At 67.8% G+C, this 17,976-nt stretch carries 16 protein-coding genes and 1 pseudogene; 13 read left to right on the top strand and 4 right to left on the bottom strand.

The window, feature by feature from the left end; translation table 11 throughout:
- Positions 1-65: 65 nt before the first annotated feature.
- A complete protein-coding gene (locus EQG76_RS25430; protein WP_159717497.1) occupies positions 66-245 on the bottom strand; it encodes a hypothetical protein in 180 nt (59 codons plus the stop codon).
- A 702-nt stretch (positions 246-947) separates the two neighbouring features.
- Positions 948-1,664 carry a GntR family transcriptional regulator gene (locus EQG76_RS25425; protein ID WP_159717496.1) on the bottom strand — a complete coding sequence of 239 codons (717 nt, stop codon included), beginning with the start codon at positions 1,662-1,664 and terminating at the stop codon, positions 948-950.
- A 436-nt stretch (positions 1,665-2,100) separates the two neighbouring features.
- On the opposite strand from EQG76_RS25425, the gene EQG76_RS25420 reads away from it, so the two are divergent.
- The 10 genes from EQG76_RS25420 to EQG76_RS25375 all read left to right on the top strand — a co-directional run bounded on the left by EQG76_RS25420 (position 2,101) and on the right by EQG76_RS25375 (position 13,213).
- Complete coding sequence (locus EQG76_RS25420) at positions 2,101-3,036, top strand: BKACE family enzyme (RefSeq protein ID WP_159717495.1); 936 nt, start codon at positions 2,101-2,103, stop codon at positions 3,034-3,036.
- Positions 3,037-3,046: 10 nt separating this feature from the next.
- Positions 3,047-5,137: a hydantoinase/oxoprolinase family protein gene (locus EQG76_RS25415; protein ID WP_159717494.1), complete on the top strand. Its 2,091-nt coding sequence runs from the start codon at positions 3,047-3,049 to the stop codon at positions 5,135-5,137.
- A 2-nt stretch (positions 5,138-5,139) separates the two neighbouring features.
- A complete protein-coding gene (locus EQG76_RS25410) occupies positions 5,140-6,897 on the top strand; it encodes a hydantoinase B/oxoprolinase family protein (protein ID WP_159717493.1) in 1,758 nt (585 codons plus the stop codon).
- Positions 6,898-6,949: 52 nt separating this feature from the next.
- Positions 6,950-8,131, top strand: a complete 1,182-nt coding sequence (locus EQG76_RS25405; protein WP_159717492.1) for an ABC transporter substrate-binding protein — start codon at positions 6,950-6,952, stop codon at positions 8,129-8,131.
- A 90-nt stretch (positions 8,132-8,221) separates the two neighbouring features.
- The gene (locus tag EQG76_RS25400; RefSeq protein ID WP_159717491.1) at positions 8,222-8,956 is read left to right on the top strand and encodes an ABC transporter ATP-binding protein; all 735 of its coding nucleotides are present in this window, start codon (positions 8,222-8,224) and stop codon (positions 8,954-8,956) included.
- Positions 8,953-9,693 (top strand): ABC transporter ATP-binding protein, encoded by a 741-nt coding sequence (locus EQG76_RS25395; RefSeq protein WP_159717490.1) that lies wholly within the window; start codon positions 8,953-8,955, stop codon positions 9,691-9,693. Before EQG76_RS25400 ends, EQG76_RS25395 begins: the two co-directional genes overlap by 4 nt.
- Complete coding sequence (locus EQG76_RS25390) at positions 9,693-10,577, top strand: branched-chain amino acid ABC transporter permease (protein ID WP_159717489.1); 885 nt, start codon at positions 9,693-9,695, stop codon at positions 10,575-10,577. Before EQG76_RS25395 ends, EQG76_RS25390 begins: the two co-directional genes overlap by 1 nt.
- Positions 10,577-11,659: a branched-chain amino acid ABC transporter permease gene (locus EQG76_RS25385; protein ID WP_159717488.1), complete on the top strand. Its 1,083-nt coding sequence runs from the start codon at positions 10,577-10,579 to the stop codon at positions 11,657-11,659. The genes EQG76_RS25390 and EQG76_RS25385 overlap by 1 nt, the downstream gene beginning before the upstream one ends.
- Complete coding sequence (locus EQG76_RS25380; protein ID WP_159717486.1) at positions 11,649-12,446, top strand: SDR family oxidoreductase; 798 nt, start codon at positions 11,649-11,651, stop codon at positions 12,444-12,446. The genes EQG76_RS25385 and EQG76_RS25380 overlap by 11 nt, the downstream gene beginning before the upstream one ends.
- Complete coding sequence (locus EQG76_RS25375; protein WP_159717484.1) at positions 12,443-13,213, top strand: SDR family NAD(P)-dependent oxidoreductase; 771 nt, start codon at positions 12,443-12,445, stop codon at positions 13,211-13,213. The genes EQG76_RS25380 and EQG76_RS25375 overlap by 4 nt, the downstream gene beginning before the upstream one ends.
- Positions 13,214-13,349: 136 nt before the next feature.
- On the opposite strand, the gene pobA is transcribed toward EQG76_RS25375, so the two are convergent.
- On the bottom strand, positions 13,350-14,522 hold the full coding sequence (pobA, locus tag EQG76_RS25370) for a 4-hydroxybenzoate 3-monooxygenase (RefSeq protein ID WP_159717482.1): 1,173 nt from the start codon (positions 14,520-14,522) through the stop codon (positions 13,350-13,352).
- Positions 14,523-14,775: 253 nt separating this feature from the next.
- Between pobA and EQG76_RS25365 the strand changes: the two genes are divergently transcribed.
- From EQG76_RS25365 to EQG76_RS25355, 3 genes are read left to right on the top strand one after another with little or no spacing between them, the layout of a single operon-like run.
- Entirely contained in the window at positions 14,776-15,834 is a 1,059-nt protein-coding gene (locus tag EQG76_RS25365) for a TRAP transporter substrate-binding protein (RefSeq protein WP_159717480.1), read from the top strand.
- The gene (locus EQG76_RS25360; protein ID WP_159717478.1) at positions 15,831-16,331 is read left to right on the top strand and encodes a TRAP transporter small permease; all 501 of its coding nucleotides are present in this window, start codon (positions 15,831-15,833) and stop codon (positions 16,329-16,331) included. The genes EQG76_RS25365 and EQG76_RS25360 overlap by 4 nt, the downstream gene beginning before the upstream one ends.
- Positions 16,328-17,647 (top strand): TRAP transporter large permease, encoded by a 1,320-nt coding sequence (locus EQG76_RS25355; RefSeq protein WP_159717476.1) that lies wholly within the window; start codon positions 16,328-16,330, stop codon positions 17,645-17,647. The genes EQG76_RS25360 and EQG76_RS25355 overlap by 4 nt, the downstream gene beginning before the upstream one ends.
- 1 nt (position 17,648) lies before the next feature.
- On the opposite strand, the pseudogene EQG76_RS25350 reads toward EQG76_RS25355, so the two are convergent.
- A pseudogene (locus EQG76_RS25350) lies at positions 17,649-17,976 on the bottom strand (3-carboxy-cis,cis-muconate cycloisomerase); the annotation flags it as partial.

The raw sequence follows: 17,976 nt of genomic DNA, 5'->3' as shown, positions 1-17,976 counted from the left end.
GGTACGTATCGTCACCCAGCCCAGATACGCTCACGTCTGACATTCACCAGCTTTGGCGACAGAGCCTAGTGCCGGGTCGGTCGACGCCCGGGCGGCGGCGGCATTTCCTCACGGGTGCAGGTATCTTCTGCCAGGATCTGCTCGATCTGGTTGCGCAGCCGCTCGGCCACCGCATCGTCGGCATCCAGGATGCGGGCGAGCGTTTCGAGATGGCGGTGATCCTGGTCACGGATCACGACCTGCACCCGGCTGGTCCGGCTGATACGAAGGCGCCTTGGTGCCAAGGGTCTCATCATCCCTGCCAATCTTCTTGATGGATTGAACAACGGTGTCGAGATGAGATCGGGTTGCAGCCGATCGGGATCGGGTGTCTTTCTTTCCCCACCGCAGGAAACAGCGCCAGCTTATTAATGTCCCTGCGTCGAGATGCCCAATCTCGAGGTGCAGGACAAGCGCAGAGACTTCGACGATAGGCCGGCTGCCGGACAGTATCCGTGGATCTTGCAGCCTTCTTCAACAGCCCGATGACGGGCGATGGTTGCTGCACCCTGAGTTGCCAGATGAACCTTGCACCACTTCATGGTGTGCCCTCGGCCACTGGCATGAGGGCAAGGTCGTCTACATCCAGTTGCAGGATGAGTGCTGCTTGCATTCAGGAAAACCGCTGGATCTCGTGATCAGGCCAAGCGGTCGGCATTTCACATCTTCTGCCGATCCGGCAGCGTCGCCTGGTCGCAGGCACGCTCGGCCGGATGAATGGTTGTTGTCATGCATGCTCGTCGGCTCGTCCCCCGCCGAGGAGCCTGTTAGCGCATTTCCCCCTCCTTGCCGCCCGGCCCCTCGCCGGGCGGCCTCTTGTCCAAGGCCCGTCGGCACCGCGCAGGGTGCCGGCCCCTCCGGCCGGACAATCGAGGGGGCCGGCATCGCGGGAACGAGGTCGGGCGGGATCACGCCCGTGCGGCGGACATGGCCCGTTCGGGCTCCCGGCCGGCCGCATCGTCAAACGGCCGGTGCCTCGCATACCATTCGGCCGCCTGCTCGATGTCGGCCCGCACGGCCCGGCCGGCGGCGGCCGGGTCGCGGGCGGCGAGGGCGGCGATGAGGTCGCGGTGGTGGACGGCGCCCTGATCGAACACCTCGCTGCGCCGATAGAGCGGCACCACGAGCAGAGGGCCAAAGCGCAGCCAGAGGCTTTCGATGTTTCCGAGCAGGATCTCGGCATCGGCGGCCCGATAGACCTCCAGATGCAGCGCCATGTTGGTTTCCAGCACGGTGGCGCCATCGCCCTGCCGGATGGCGGCCTCCATGCGCGTGTTGAGGTCCGTCAGGGCCGCCAGTTCCGCCTTGCCGATCCGGCTGGCGGCGCGCTCGGCGGCGAGGCTCTCCAGCCGGGTGCGGATCTCGGTGAGCTGGTCAAACTGGTCGCGGGTGGTGGTCGGCACCGCCACCGAGCGGTTGGGCAGGAGGACCAGCGCCCGTTCCGCTGCCAGCCGGTGCAGCGCATCGCGCACCGGCATCACGCTGGTGCCCATCTCCTCGGCGAGCTTGCGCGTCACCAGGATGTCGCCTGGAGAAAACTGGCCGCGCATCAGGCCGGTCTTGAGCTGATCATAGATCTGCTCCTGAAGCGTGAGCTTTTCTACCTTTGCCAGTCTTTCGTGCATCTGCCTGTTCTTGCCTGGTAGAGCGGAACCATGATCCGGCTTTGTTCGGATACTGCCAGCCGGGTACGATGTACATCTGTTTTATCCAGCACGCGCCGCCGGCCCCCGCGCATGCTGCGTTGCAGTAAAAGTCACCCTGCCTGCGCCAGCAGTATATGATATTTGATATATCATATATGACATGTTGACACGAACGCGAGCGTAGTTCTACCGTCCCTCTAGCGGTGGAAGAAATGCCGCGGCCCTCAATCGGAGCAGACCGTGCCAAGAACGGAGGCAATGTTTGCCGTCCTCATGATGAATATGCTGCACATCCGTGCAGGATGGTGCTGATCATTTGCTCAATCAGTATACGTCAGGAGAATCATCCGACGGCGTCTTGCACGCTGCCGTCGTCGGCTGACGATGTGCTGCTCGATGCTCCAGGGGATCCGTTTTGGCCAAGAATCACAAGGCGATCATTACTTGCGCGGTGACGGGCTCGATCCATACGCCGACCATGTCGGATCACCTGCCGCTCACCCCTGACCAGATCGCGACCCAGGCCATCGAGGCCGCGGAAGCCGGGGCCGCCATCCTGCATCTGCATGCGCGTGACCCCAAGGACGGCCGGCCCACGCCCGATCCTGAAGTATTCATGCAGTTCCTGCCGCGGATCAAGCAGCAGACCGACGCGGTTATCAACATCACCACCGGCGGCGGTCACAACATGACCGTGCAGGACCGACTGGCCGCACCGCTCGAGGCGAGCCCGGAAATGTGCTCGCTCAACATGGGCTCGATGAACTTCGGCCTCTTCCCGATCCTGGCCAAGTACGACCAGTGGAAGCACGACTGGGAGCCGGCCTATCTGGAGAATTCCCGGGACTTCATCTTCCGCAACACCTTCAAGGACATCGAGTATATCCTGAAGGAGCTGGGCGAAGGCTGCGGCACCCGGTTCGAGTTCGAGTGCTACGACGTCGGCCACCTCTACACGCTCGCGCATTTTTTGGAGCGCGGGCTGGTGAAGCCGCCGCTGTTCGTCCAGACGATCTTCGGCATCCTGGGCGGCATCGGTGCCGAGCCCAAGAACCTCATGCACATGCGGGAGATCGCCGACCGCCTGTTCGGCGATGCCTATCAGTGGTCGATCCTGGCGGCCGGGCGGCGCCAGATGGGCCTCGCCACCATGGGTGCGGTGATGGGGGGCAACGTCCGGGTCGGCCTCGAAGACAGTCTCTATCTCGGCAAGGGCCAGCTCGCCCGCACCAATGCCGAGCAGGTGGCCAAGATCCGCCGGATCTTGGCTGAACTCTCGATCGACATCGCCACGCCGGCCGAAGCGCGCGCGCTCCTTGGCCTGAAGGGCGGCGACCTGGTCGCGTTCTAAGGATTACGCCATGCGCTTCACCACGGACACCGGCGGCACGTTCACCGACCTCATCGTCGAGGACGACGACGGCGCCCTGCATCTGTTCAAGTCCGCCACCACGCCCGACGACCCGATCCGCGGCGTCATCGACGTGCTCAAGGTCGCGGCCGACACGATGGGCATGGATCTGCGCACCCTCCTGGGCAAGGGCGAGCTGTTCATCCATGGCACCACCCGGGCGATCAACGCGATCATCACCGACAGCACCGCGCGCACCGCGCTGCTGACCACCAAGGGCAATCCCGACGTCCTGGTGTTCCGCGAGGGCGGCCGGATGGAGCCGTTCAACTTCCGGGTCTCCTACCCCGCCCCTTACGTTCCGCGTGCCCTCACCTTCGAGGTGCCAGAGCGCGTCCTGCACGACGGCACCGTCGCCGAGGAGTTGGACCTGGCGGCACTCGACGCGATCATCGACCGGCTGGAGGAAGAGCGGGTCGAGGCGATCGCGGTCAGCCTGCTCTGGTCGATCGCCAATCCCGCGCATGAATTGAAGGTGCGCGAGCGCCTGACGGAACGCCTGCCGAACGTGCCGGTGACGCTGGGCCACGAGGTCAACCCGGTCATCCGCGAGTACCGGCGCACCACCGCAGCCGCCATCGACGCCTCGCTCAAGCCGCTGATGGCCGACTATATGGGCAATCTGGAGGGGCGGCTGCGCGAGGTCGGCTTTGGCGGGCGCATCCTCGTGTTCACCTCGCAAGGCGGCGTGCTGGACGCCAAGGACGTGGCGCGCACGCCGATCCACGTCATCAATTCCGGTCCGGCAATGGCGCCGGTGGTCGGCCGCTACTTCGCCGACCTGGACACAGGCGCGGCCAACGCGATCGTCGCCGATACCGGCGGCACCACCTACGATGTCAGCCTGATCCGCAACCGTGAGATCCCCTGGGCCAAGGAGACCTGGATCGGCCAGCCGTTCCGCGGCCACATGACCGGCTTCCCGTCGGTGGACGTGAAGAGTGTCGGTGCCGGCGGCGGCTCGATCGCCTGGGTCGACACGGGCGGCATGCTCCATGTCGGCCCGCGCAGCGCCGGTGCGGTGCCGGGCCCAGTTGCCTACGGCAATGGCGGCACCGAGCCCACCGTGACCGACGCGGCTTTGGCGCTCGGCTATCTCGATCCCGACAATTTCCTGGGCGGCTCGATGCGCCTCCAGGTCGAGGCGGCGGCGGCCGCCATCGAGCGGCAGGTGGCCCGCCCGCTCGGCATGAGTGTGGATGCCGCCGCGGCCGCGATCCTGGCGGTCGTGACCGAGAACATGGTCAAGGCGATCGCCGACATCACGATCGCCCAGGGCATCGATCCGGCGAGCGCCGTGCTGATCGGTGGCGGTGGTGCGGCCGGCCTGAACAGCGTGCTGATCGCGCGCCGCCTGGGTTGCGACCAGCTGATCATCCCGGAAGTGGGGCCGGTGCTGTCCGCCTCGGGCGGGCTCGTGTCCGACCTGTCCACCCATTTCCGCGAGGTGCTGCCGACCCGCACCGACGCGTTCGACCATGACAAGGTCAACGAGCTGCTGAGCAGCCTGCGCGCCCGCTGCGAGGAGTTCCTGGAGAAGAACGCGCGCGGCGCGATCGAGACCCACATCTCGTTCCGTCTGGAAGGCCATTATCCCAGCCAGGTCTGGGACATCGACGTGCCGCTGCCGTCCGGCCAGGTCGAGACCGCGGCCGACGTCAAAGCACTCGAGGAAGCCTTCCATCAGGTCCACGAGGAACTGTTCGCGATGGCCGACATCGGCTCGCCGATCGAGATCATCGGCTGGCAGGCCCATGTCTCGGCCAAGCTGCGCGACGAGGCGCTGGGGCGCATGGCCACCGACAGCATCGGTGCACCCATCTCGGGCACCAGGCGCTGCTACTTCAAGGAAACCGGCCGGGTCGACACGCCGGTCTACTCGTTCGGCAACATGGCCATCGACGAGCGGATCGAGGGTCCCGCGATCGTGGAATCGCCGCTCACCACGGTGGTGGTCGATCCCGGTGCGGTGGCACGGCGCGGCGCGTCCGGTTCGGTGATCGTGGACGTGGCACCCTCTCGGCAGAACGGCGGAGCGTGAAGATGACGAAGCCCATGGACGGCGTCCAACTCGCCATTCTCAACAACCGCTGGGAATCGATCGCGCGTAAGATGGCCAACACGCTCCTGCGTACCGGCCGCTCCGGCGTGCTCGCCACCGCGCGCGACTTCTCCTGCTGCATCGTGACCGGCGATCACAAGCTGCTCTCGGCTGCGGAAAGCATCCCGATCCACGTTCTGGTCGGGCCGGACATGATGGCCCGCTCGATGGCAGAGTTTCATCCGAACCTGCGCAAGGGCGATGCGTACCTGCACAACTCGCCCTATCATGGCTGCTCGCATGCCGCGGACCTGTCGGTCCTGATCCCGGTGTTCGACGATGACGGGCGCCACCGCTACACCGCGGTGGTCAAGGCGCACCAGGCCGACATCGGCAACTCGCTGCCGACGACCTATATGGGCTCGGCCAAGGACGTCTATAACGAGGGCGCGCTGATCTTCCCGGCCGTCCAGGTCCAGCGCGACTACAAGGACATCGACGACATCGTCCGGATGTGCCGGATGCGCATCCGCGTGCCCGAGCAGTGGTGGGGCGACTATCTCGCGATGATGGGGGCCGGCCGCATCGCTGAGCGCGAGATCACCGCACTGGGCAGGGAGGTCGGCTGGGAGCATCTGGCCGAGTACGAGCATCGCTGGTTCGAGTACAGCGAAGGCCGGATGGTCGAGGCGATCCGCAAGCTGCCCAAGGCGACGGTGCGCCGCTCCAGCACCCATGACCCGGTCCCGGGCACGCCCGAGGAAGGGATCAGGATCAATGCCACCGTGGCGATCGATCCGGACGAGGGCTATCTCGACGTCGACCTCACCGACAATATCGATGCGCTGGAACTCGGCCTGAACGTGTCCGAGGCCTGCACGCGCAGTGCCGTGCTGATCGGCGTGTTCAACTCGCTCGATCCCGACGTGCCGCGCAACGAGGGCTCGTTCCGGCGGGTACGCATGAAGCTGCGCGAGGGCGCGGTGGTCGGCATCCCCCGGCACCCGACCAGCTGCTCGGTCGCCACCACCAACGTCGCCGATAGGATTACCAATCCGATCCAGGCGGCATTCGCCGAGGTCAGTGCCACCCACGGCCTGGCCGAGACTGGTGCGATCCTGCCGGCATCCATGGCGGTGATCTCCGGCACCGATCCGCGCCGCAATACGCCCTTCGTCAACCAGGTCTTCCTGGGCCATACCGGCGGTGCCGGCAGCCCGACCCACGACGCCTGGCTCACCCTGCTGCACGCCGGCAATGCCGGCATGTGCTACATGGATTCGATCGAGGTGATCGAGCTGGCCTATCCGATCCGGCTCTACGACCGCCGGGTGGTGGCGGACACCGAGGGTGCCGGCCAGTTCAACGGCGCGCCGTCCATGGTCTGCGAGTATGGCCCGGCCGGCTGCAAGATGAGCGTGAATGCCGTGTCCGACGGCGGGATCAACCGGCCAAAAGGTGTCCGTGGCGGCGCCGATGGCGGTGCGTCCCGCCAGTTGCGCAAGCGGGCCGACGGCACGCTCGAGGAGCTGCCGGTGGTGATCTCGGTCGAGATCGACCCGGACGAGCGGATCGTCTCCTACACCTGCGGCGGCGGCGGCTACGGCGACCCGAAGCGGCGCAGCCCGGCGCAGGTCGCCTACGATGTGCGCGAGGGCCTGGTGAGCTGCGAGCGGGCACGCTCGGTCTACGGCGTGGCGCTCACCGCGGACGGCAGCATCGACGAGAAGGAAACGGCCAGGCTCCGCGAGGCGGCCTGACCGCCCTGCACCTGCCAGGCTTCAAGGGCCAGACTCCAGGGGAGGAATCCGGGTGAAGAACGTTAAGGCTATCGTCGCGGGCGTGACGCTCGCGATCGTGACGGCACTGCCGGCGGCAGCGCAGGAGGACCCGATCGTGATCGGGGTTGCCTCCGGCCAGACCGGCGTGCTGGGCCCATGGGACCTGGCAGGCCGCCGCGGTGCCGAACTTGCCATCGAGGACATCAATGCCAAGGGCGGCCTGCTCGGCCGTCCCCTCTCGATCGTCGTGAGTGACACCAAGTCCGATCCCTCGCTCGGCCCCACGGCGGCCGCGGAGGTCCTGGACCAGGGCGCGGAGATGGTCATCGTCGCCTGCGACTATGACTTCGCCGCACCCGCCGCCATGGCGACCGTGGCCGCCAACAAGATCGTGTTCTCGACGTGTGCGGCTGACCCGAAGTTCGGCGTCCAGGGCATCGGTCCCCTCGCCTACACCATGTCGCTGGCCAGCACCGCCCAGGGCACCATGCTGGCGGAGTGGGCGTATGAGACCCAGGGCTGGCGCTCGGCCTATGTCATGATGGACACGGCGATCGAGTACACCAAGTCGCTGTGCCAGGGCTTCCGCAAGCGCTGGACCGAGCTTGCCGGCGCCGAGGCGATCAGCGGCGAGGACACCTGGAACGGCATCAACGACACCTCGATCGCCGGCCAGATCAGCCGCATGAAGCCGGCGATGGACAAGAGCGACTTCGTGATGTGGTGTGGCTTCACGAACAACGGTTCGGTGCTGCGCCAGGTCCGCTCCGCCGGCATCGACACGCCGATCGTCGGCTCCGAAGCCATGGACGGTGCCTACTGGACAGATGCCGTCCCTGGCCTGAACGACTTCTATGTGGCGGTCTACGCCTCGATCTACGGCAACGACCCGGACGAGCGCGTGAACGAGTTCATGGCCCGCTACCAGGAGAAGTTCGGCGAGCATGCGCCGATGGGCCATGCCGTGACCGGCTACGCCGCGGTGGAAGCCTGGGCGCGCGCGGTGGAGAAGGCGGGCTCGCTCGAGGTCGAAGAGATCCAGGCGGCTCTGGACTCCTTCAACAACGAGCCCTTGCTGGTGGGCCCCTCCACCTTCCGGCCGGACCTGCATATCGACCTGACCCGGCCCCTGCTGATCATGCGGGCGGTGAACGGCAAGTACGAGCCGATCGGCCGGTTCGCCCCGCAGAAGCCGGCCGAGCCGACCTTCTGATCCCCGACCCGTCGATGCCATGACAGCTGCGGCTCCGCTTCTTCCGAACGACGATCCGGAGGGGCGGGGCCGCATGCTGAGGAGACAACGATGAACGGCACGGGCGCGCGGCTCGCCGCCGAAGGAATCCAGGTACGTTTCGGCGGGCTGACCGTGATCTCGGACGTCTCGCTCATGCTCGAGAAGGGCGAGATCCTGGGGCTGATCGGGCCAAACGGCGCCGGCAAGACCACCTTCGTCAACGTGCTCTCTGGCTTCCAGCGCCCGAATGCCGGCCAAGTCCGCCTGGGCGCGCAGGACGTGACACCCTGGAAGCCCGCACAGCGCGCCCGCGCTGGCCTGGTGCGGACCTTCCAGGCGGTGCGCCTGTTCTCCGGCCTGACCGTCCTGGAGAATGTCGAGATCGCGGCATTGGCCCAAGGGCTGCCGCGTGCCGAGGCCCGGCAGCGGTCGATGGACACGCTGCGCGACCTGGAGCTGGCGCCCCATGCGGCCGCGATCGCCTCCAGCCTGCCCTATGGCCTGGAGCGTCGGGTCGGCATCGCCCGGGCCCTGGTCATGGCACCCGACTTCATCCTGCTGGACGAGCCGGCAGCCGGCCTGAACGAGGCCGAGGGCGACGAGCTCCTGGCCTCGATCCGCGCCATCCGCGACCGGCACGGCTGCGGCGTGCTCCTGATCGAGCACAACATGCGCATCGTGTTCGGCCTGTGCGACCGCGTCCACGTGCTGCGCAGCGGTGCCACCATCGCCGAGGGCACGCCGGACCATGTCCGCGCCCAGCCCGAGGTGCGCCAGGCCTATCTGGGCGAGGGGGAGCGATGAGCCTGCTCAAGGTCCGGGAGCTGGCGGTCCAGTACGGTGCGGTCGCGGCCCTGCAGGGTGTCTCGCTCGACGTCTCGTCCGGCGAGGTCGTGGCCCTGATTGGCCCGAACGGGGCGGGCAAGACCTCGCTGCTTTCCGCCGTTGCCGGCGTGGTCCGGCCGCGGGCTGGCACGATCGGCTTCGACGGCCAGGACCTGGTCGGCATGCCGATCCAGAAGATCGTCCGGGCCGGCATCGCCCTGGTGCCGGAGAATCGTGACATCTTCACCAAGCTCACCGTGATCGAGAACCTCCTGATCGGCGCCAGCACGCGCAATGACTGGGACGGGATCGCCCAGGACATCGAGCGGATCGGCGAACTGTTCCCGGCACTGCCCAGGCTGTTCCCGCGGCCGGCCGGCCTCCTGTCCGGCGGGGAGCAGCAGATGCTCGCGATCGGCCGCGCCCTGATGTCCCGGCCGCGCCTGCTCATGCTGGACGAGCCGTCGCTGGGTCTGGCTCCGGTGGTGACGGATGCAGTGTTCGCCGGCATCCGGACGCTCCGGGCGCAAGGCATGGCGATCCTGCTGGTCGAGCAGAACGCGGTGCGCGCCCTTTCGGTCTGCGACCGCGCCCATCTGCTGTCCGCCGGCATTGTCCATTTCACCGGCACGCCCGACGAGATCGCCCATGCCGGCGATATCGATGCAGCCTATTTCGGCGTCCCGAGCGACGTCGCCGCCCAAGGGAGCGCGTGATGGACCTCCTCGTCCAGTTCATCATCGACGCCGTGAGCGTGGGCGGGCTCTACGCCCTCACCGCCATCGGCATCGGTCTGATCTTCGGCGTCGTGGGCCTGGTCAACTTCGCCTATGGCGACTTCGTGATGATCGGCGCCTACACGATCCTGCTCACCATCGGCTTCTACTGGCCGGTCACGATCCTGATCGCGGCCATCGTCCTGATCATGGTGGCGCTGGCCGCCGACTTCGTCGCGTTCCGGCCGGTCCGCCTGGCAAGCCCTGAAACGCTGATGATCGTGTCCTTCGCGCTCAGCTACACGATCCAGTACAGCTATGTGATGATGTTCGGCTCGCTCGCGCGCACCGTGAATTTCCTGCCCGCGATGAGCACGAACCTGGAGATCCTGGGCATCCGCATCGCGGGGGTCAGCATCCTGCAGATCGTGGCGACGATCGTGCTGACCGGGGCGCTCGCCGCCTTCATCCGCTTCACCCGGATCGGCTACCAGATGCGCGCCGTGTCAGAGAATCCGACCATGGCGCGACTGGTCGGCGTCGACATCAACAAGGTGATCGCCGCCGCGTTCATCGCCAGCGCGCTGCTGGCCGTCACCGTCTCAGTCCTGTTCGTGGCCCAGACCGGCACCATGACGCCGTTCCTGGGGCTCAACCTCACCATCATCGGCTTCGTCGCCACCGTGATCGGCGGCATGGGCAGCCTGGTCGGCTGCGCGCTCGGCGGCTTCCTGGTGGGCTTCCTCACTACCCTGCTGCAGCTGGCCCTGCCGGCCGACCTCCAGCCGTTCCGCGAGGCCTTCGTGTTCGGCGCGGTCGTCCTGATGCTGCTGCTGCGCCCGGGCGGCCTCATCATGCTCGCCACCGCACGGGAGCGGATCTGATGCGCAACGATCCCACCCATTCCTGGCAGGGCATCGTCTGGACCTTTTTGGTGCTGGGCATCCCCGTCGCCGTGGCAGCGCTGCTCTTGGCCTCCACCGGCCCGGTGCTGGCCCGCGTGGTCACCGACACGCTGATCAAGCTCACCATGGTGGTCGGGCTCTACATCTTCATCGGCAACAGCGGCATCTTCTCCTTCGGCCATGCGGCCTTCATCGTGGTCGGCTCCTACGCCTCGGCCTGGATGACCATCCCGCCGACCTTCAAGAAGGTGATCCTGCCGGGCCTGCCGGCCTTCATGCAGTCCATCCACCTGGACCCGTTCACCGGCGGCCTGGTCGGCGTCCTGCTGGCCGCACTGCTGGCCTTCGTGATCGGCCTGGCGCTCATGCGGCTGGCCGGGATCGCCGCCTCGATCGCGAGCTTCGCCTTCTTCAGCGTGATCGTGGTCATCTACAACAACTGGACCGGCTGGACGAAGGGCACCGCCTCGCTGGTCGGACTGCCGGTCTATGCCGGGCCGAAGCTGGCCCTGGCGGCAGCGCTGATCGCCATGCTGCTGGCCCTCCTGTTCCAGTACTCGCGCTACGGCCTGCTCCTACGGGCGACCCGCGAGGATGCGGCGGCAGCACGTGCGGCCGGCGTCGAGGTCGAGCGGATGCGGCTGATCGCGTTTGTGGTCAGTGCCGCGGTGGTGGCAGCCGGCGGCGTGCTGCAGGGCCATTTCAACGGTGCCCTCACCACCACCGCCAACGTCCACCTGAACCTGACCTTTTTGATCCTCGCCATGCTGGTGGTGGGCGGGATGCGCAGCCTGGCGGGTGCGGTCATCGGCGTGGCGATCCTGGCCTTTGTCGCCGAGCTGCTGCGCCAGCTGGAGCGCGGCTGGCAGATCGGCGACTTCACCATCACCGCCCCCTCGGGCCTGGGCCAGGTCGGCCTTGGCATCGTGATGCTGGTGGTCCTGATCTCGCGCCCGCAGGGGCTGACCAAGGGACGGGAGATCCCGATGCCGAACTGGCTGAGCCGGCGGGAACGGCAAGGAGATGCAGAGTTGATCGGGAGCACCCAGAATGCGCGTTGACCTCACCGGCCGCCGGGTCGTCATCACCGCTGGCGGATCGGGCATCGGCCGGGTCATGGCGGAGCGGTTCGCCGATGTCGGCGCCAGCGTCGCCGTCTGCGACGTGGACGACGCGGCCCTGCAGGACCTAGCCGCCGCCAGGCCTGGGATCTTCGGCGCCAAGGCTGATGTCGGCCGGGCCGAAGCAGTCGACGCCTTCTTCGACGCTGCCATCGCCCATCTGGGCGGGCTCGACGTGCTGGTGAACAATGCCGGCATCTCGGGTCCGACCAAGCCGGTCGAGGCGATTACGCCGGAGGAGTGGGAGCGCACGATCGGGGTGAACCTGAACGGCGCGTTCTTTGCCACCCGTCGCGCCGTGCCGCTGTTCAAGGCGCAGCTAAGCGGGGTGATCGTCAACCTGTCGTCCACGGCCGGGCGCATGGGCATGCCGAACCGCTCGCCCTATTCGGCGGCGAAATATGGCGTGCGCGGCTTTACCGACGTGATGGCGATCGAGCTCGGCGAGCACAACATCCGGGTGAACGCGATCCTGCCGGGCGTGGTCGACGGCCCGCGCGGTCGGCGCGTCATCACCGAGCAGGCCGAAAAGCGCGGCATGAGCTTCGAGGAATACCTGCCGAACCTCCTGCACAACGTCTCGATGCACACGATGATCGACCAGGAGGAGGTCGCCGACCTCGCGATCTTCCTGGCCTCCGACTATGCGCGGCACATCTCCGGCCAGTCGATCGGGGTGTGCGGCAATTTCGAGAGCTATCGCGCGCCGCGCACGGTGGCGGCATGACCCCGGCGGAGCTGTTCGATCTCTCCGGCCATACCGCCCTGGTCACCGGGGCCTCGCGCGGCATCGGCCGGGCCATGGCGCAGACCCTCGGCGCTGCCGGCGCCGAAGTGATCCTGGCCGCCCGCTCGAAGCCCGCCCTGGAAGAGGCGGCGGCCACCATCACCGCCAAGGGCGGCAAAGCCCGCTCCCTGGTCCTGGACGTCTGCGACGAGGCGGCGGTGACCACGAGCCTCGCCGCCTTGCGTGACGCAGGCAGCGCCCCCGACATCCTGGTCAACAATGCCGGGATCATCGAGCGCAGCCCGCTGGCCGAGAGCCGGACCGATGCTTGGCGCAGCGTGGTCGACACCAACCTCGTGGCTCCCTACGTGCTGGCACGCGAGGCCGCGCGCGGCATGGTGGCGAAGGGTTTTGGCCGGATCGTCAACATCGCCTCGATCATGGCCCTGCACGGCAAGCGCAACGCCCATGCCTATGCCTCCACCAAGCACGCCATCGCCGGGCTCACCAAGGCGCTGGCCGCAGAGCTCGGCCCGTCCGGCGTCACCGCGAACGCGATCTGCCCGGGCTATATCCGCACCGAGATCAACGTGGCACTGCAGACCGACCCCGCCTTCGACGCCTCGGTCCGCACCCGCACGCCGGTCGGCCGTTGGGGCGAGACATCGGACCTGGCCACGGCCCTGCTGTTCCTCTGCGCACCGGCCTCGGCCTATGTGAACGGTCATCTGCTGGTGGTCGACGGGGGCTTCACCGTCACCCATTGATCCGGGCAGAGGTGCCGCTCCTCGATGAGGGAACATCGAGGAGCCGGCCCGGCGCGTCCTGCTGCCGTCTCTGCGCAGCCGTATACGGCTGCGCAGGGGCCCCTGCCCTCACCGGCTCGCCACCCTCGGCTCCAGCCTAATAGGGCAGCCCGACATAGTTCTCGGCCAGGCTGGTGGCGGCGGCGGTCGAGGCGGCGATATAGTCCAGCTCGGCCTGCTGCAGCCGCTGGCCGAACGGCCCCTGCTCGGGGAAGCGGTGCAGGAGGGAGGTCATCCACCAGGAGAAGCGCTCCGCCTGCCAGACCCGCGCCAGGGCCCGGGCCGAGTAGGCTTCGAGCCCGGACGTGGCCCCGGTGCGGTAGAAGTCGAGCAGGGCCTCGGACAGGTAGCTTATGTCGCTGGCCGCCAGGTTCAGGCCCTTGGCACCGGTCGGCGGGACGATGTGGGCGGCATCCCCGGCGAGGAACAGGCGGCCAACGCGCATCGGCTCGGCGACGAAGCTGCGCAAAGGCGCGATGCTCTTCTCCAGCGACGGCCCAACTGTGACCCTGGCGGCGATCTCGTCGGGCAGGCGCCGGCACAGTTCGCCATAGAACCGCTCGTCCGGCCAGTCCTCGACCTTCTCGCCAGTCGGCACCTGGACGTAGTAGCGGCTGCGGGTCTGCGAGCGCATCGAGCAGAGCGCGAAACCCCGTTCGTGATTGGCATAGACCAGCTCGTCCAGGGCTGGCGGCACGTCCGCCAGGAGACCCAGCCAGCCGAACGGGTAGGTCCGCTCGAAGGTCCGGATGACATGACCCGGCGCCAGTTGTCGGCAGATGCCGTGCGAGCCGTCGCAGCCCGCGACGAAGTCGCAGGCGAGTTCCTCGGTCACGCCGTCGCGGGTGAAGCGGACCGTGGGGCGGGCGCTGTCGAACCGCTCGATCCCGACGGCCGGCGCCGAGAAGAAGGTCGGTGCCCCCATGGCGTCGCGCGCGGCCAGCAGGTCGCGGGTGACCTCGGTCTGGCCATAGACGGTGACGTGCCGGCCGCCGGTGAGGCCTGTGAGGTCGATCCGGTGGCGACGGTTGGCGAACGCCAGCCAGATCCCATGATGGACCAGGCCTTCCCGCACCAGGCGCTCGCCGGCACCCGCCTCGACCAGCAGGTCGGCCATGCCCTGTTCCAGCACCCCTGCCCTGATCCGGGACAGGACATGGGCCCGGCTGCTCCGCTCGACGATTACCGTGTCGATCCCGGCCCGCCCGAGCAGCTGGCCGAGCAGCAGGCCGGCCGGGCCGGCACCGATGATCGCGACCTGGGTGCGCATCTGCCTCCCCGCTTCGGGTCCCCTCCGGCTGGTGCCGGCTGCGAAGTCTCGCGGATCGCCACCTCGACCGGAAGGGAAAAGGTCCGGCCATCGCCGCTGGACGGATCGAAGTCCGAACGACCTGCCCCGATGGTGGCAGTCGCGAAGATCCGCCGGCATAGTCGCCCAGCATGGTTGCGATGACGACGTGCCGGTCTCCTGCCGATCCTTCAGGCGGGACCGAACAAACAACGCTCATCGGGGAGGCCATTCGATGGACCGATCGAATTTCGGGCCGGGAACGACGCGGCGGCGCCTCCTGGTGCTGGCCGGCGGGGCGGTCGCGGCACCGGCGATCTTGCGCACGCGCCGGGCTCGGGCAGCCGAGGTGACGCTGAAGCTGCACCATTTCCTGCCGCCCACCTCCAACTGCCAGACCCGCTTCCTCCAGCCCTGGGCCGAACAGGTGCTGGCCAACAGCGACGGCCGGCTGCAGATCGACATCTATCCGGCCATGAGCCTGGGCGGCAAACCGCCCCAGCTGTTCGACCAGGCCAAGGACGGGGTGGTCGACCTGGTCTGGACCCTACCCGGCTATACGGCAGGACGCTTCCCGAGGATCGAGACCTTCGAGCTGCCGTTCCTGGGTGCCAGGACCTCGGCGGTGAACTCGAAGGCGCTTCAGGATTTTGCCGAGCGGAACCTCGCGGAAGAGTTCGGCGACGTGCATCCGATCTGCTTTTGGGCCAACGACCAGGGCGTGATCCACAGCAGGACGCCGATCCGCCGGCTGGAGGACATGCAGGGCCGCAAGCTGCGCTTCCCATCAAGGCTGACCGGCGAGGCCCTGAAGGCATTGGGTGCCGCCGCGGTTGGCATGCCCGTGCCCCAGGTGCCCGAAAGCATCGCCCAGGGGGTCATCGAGGGCGCCATCGTGCCCTGGGAGGTCGTGCCGGCGCTGAAGCTGCAGGAACTGGTCGCGGCCCATACCGAGTTCGCGGACGGTACGCCGACACTCTACACTTCAGCCCACTGCCTGGTGATGAACCAGGACAGCTACGCCCGGCTGCCGGACGATCTCAAAGCGGTGCTGGACGGCCTGTCCGGACAGACCGCGTCCGCCATGGCGGCCAAAGCCTGGGACGACGAGGCGCCGGTCGCGCGCAAGCTCGCGGAAGAGCGCGGCAACGAGATCGTCGTGATTCAGCCGGACGAGACCGGGCGCTGGATCGAGGCGACCCGGCCGGTCGTGGATGCCTGGGTCCAGGCCACCGAGGATGGTGCCGCCCTGCTCGAGGATGCCAGGGCCACGCTCGCCAAGTACGCGGCGTGACCGGCAACCAGGACGCCCATCCTGCCGGCCGGCTGGTCGAGCAGGTGACCCGAATCGCCGCCCTGTGCGGCGGGATCGTGCTGCTCCTGGCCGGCCTAATCATCACCATCAGCGTGCTCCTGCGCTGGCTCGTGGGCAGCGGCATCGACGGCGATTTCGAGATGATGGAGATGGCGGCCGCCCTTGCCGTGTTCGCCTTTTTGCCCTTCTGCCAGGCACGGCGCGGCAACATCATGGTCGACACCTTCACCGGCTGGATGTCGCCTGGCGGCAGGCGGCTTCTGGACGCGCTCTGGGACCTGGCCTGGGCAGGGTTCGCGGCGCTGATCGCCTGGCAGGCCTTCAAGGGCGGGCTGGAGGAGATCGGCTACGGCACCACCTCGATGTCGGCCGGCATCCCGGTGGGACCGGTGATCGTGGCGACCGCCCTGCTGGCTGGCCTGCTCGCGGTCGTGGCGCTGGTCACGTCGATCCGGCTGGCGACCGGGCGGTCATGAGCGGTCCCACCCTGGCCTCGGCGGGCTTCGTCGCCCTCCTGCTCCTGATCGCCATCCGCGTGCCGGTGGGCCTCGCCATGCTGCTCACCGGCAGTGCCGGCTATGTCGCCCTCTCGGGATGGCCGGTCTTCCTCAACGCCATCAAGACGACCCCCTATTACCTGTTCGCCAACTACAGCCTCTCGGTCATCCCGCTGTTCGTGCTGATGGGCGCGTTCGCCGAGCAGTCCGGGCTGGCCCGCGACCTGTTCCGGGCAGCCAGCGGGTTCGTGGGGCACAAGCGCGGCGGGCTGGCCATGGCGGTGATCGGCGCCTGCACCGTGTTCGGCGCCATCTGCGGCTCGTCGGTCGCGACCGCCGCGACCTTCTCCCGGGCGGCCCTGCCCGAGTTCCGGCGCTTCGGTTATGCCGATTCGCTCGCGACCGGCACGGTCGCGGTGGGCGGCACGCTCGGCATCCTGATCCCGCCCTCGATCATCCTGATCGTCTATGCCATCACGACCGAGCAGAACATCGTCAAGCTGTTCGCGGCAGCTCTGATCCCGGGCCTGCTCGCCACCCTTTTCTACTGCATCACCATCGCGATCCGGGTCCGGTGGCGGTCGGAGCTGGCACCCGCCCACGCGCCGCATTCTGCCGCTGAACGCCATGCCGCTCTGGCCAGGGTCTGGCCGGCGATCCTGATCGGGCTCGTGGTGCTGGGCGGCATCTATGGCGGGGTCTTCACGCCTACCGAGGGGGCGGCGGTCGGTGCGATCGCAATGCTGCTGCTGACCATGGTGACGCGCCGCCTGGATCTGGCCGGGGTGATGCGCTGCCTGCTGCGGACCGCCGAGACCACCGGCATGATCGCGGCGATCCTGCTGGGTGCCGAGCTGTTCAACAGTTTCCTGACGCTCACCCAGATGCCCGGCATGCTCGCCCACTGGATCGCCGAAAGCGGCCTGCCGCCTTACGGCGTGCTCGCTTTGATCCTGCTCACCTATATCGGCCTCGGCGCGGTGATGGACGAGCTCGCCATGATCCTCCTGACCCTGCCCGTGTTCTTCCCGGTGGTAGCCGGGCTCGACTTCGGCCTGACCGCGGAGCAGACCGCGATCTGGTTCGGCATCCTGGTGCTGATCGTGGTGGGCATCGGCCTGTCGGCACCGCCAATCGGCCTGAACGTGTTCGTCGTCAGTGCCATCGCCGAAACGGTGCCCGTCCGGGAGACCTATACCGGGGTCCTGCCCTTCGTGCTGGCGGACCTGATCCGGCTGGTGCTGGTGGCAGCGATCCCGGCCCTCGCCTTGTGGCCGCTGTCCCTGCTCCAGTGACTCAAGGCGCCCGCAATGCCTGGACGATCGCTCGGGTTCGTTTCGTCGTGGCCGCTACCACACCGTCCAGCCGGCGCAGTGCCGGCCAGTCGGCCACCGGGCCCAGCGATTCTGCCAGCACATCGACCAGATGACGCCCGTCGGCCAGCGCCGTCTTCGCGGCGGCGGCGACCTGGGCTTCCGCCTCGCCGCGCGGCATGACGGCGGCCAGCGCGAACACGGCCGGCTCGGAGAACAGGAGGCCCGGTGCCGCGGTGGCGCGCTCCGCCATGGCTTCCGCGTCTACGACCAGATCCTGGAGCAGCGCCAGTGCGGTGCGCGAGGCGGCA

It is taken from the genome of Geminicoccus flavidas, assembly GCF_009806515.1.
GTDB classification, from domain to species: domain Bacteria; phylum Pseudomonadota; class Alphaproteobacteria; order Geminicoccales; family Geminicoccaceae; genus Geminicoccus; species Geminicoccus flavidus.
The sequence above is the reverse complement of the archived record's forward strand: the minus strand, read 5'-3'. Positions and strand labels throughout refer to the sequence as shown.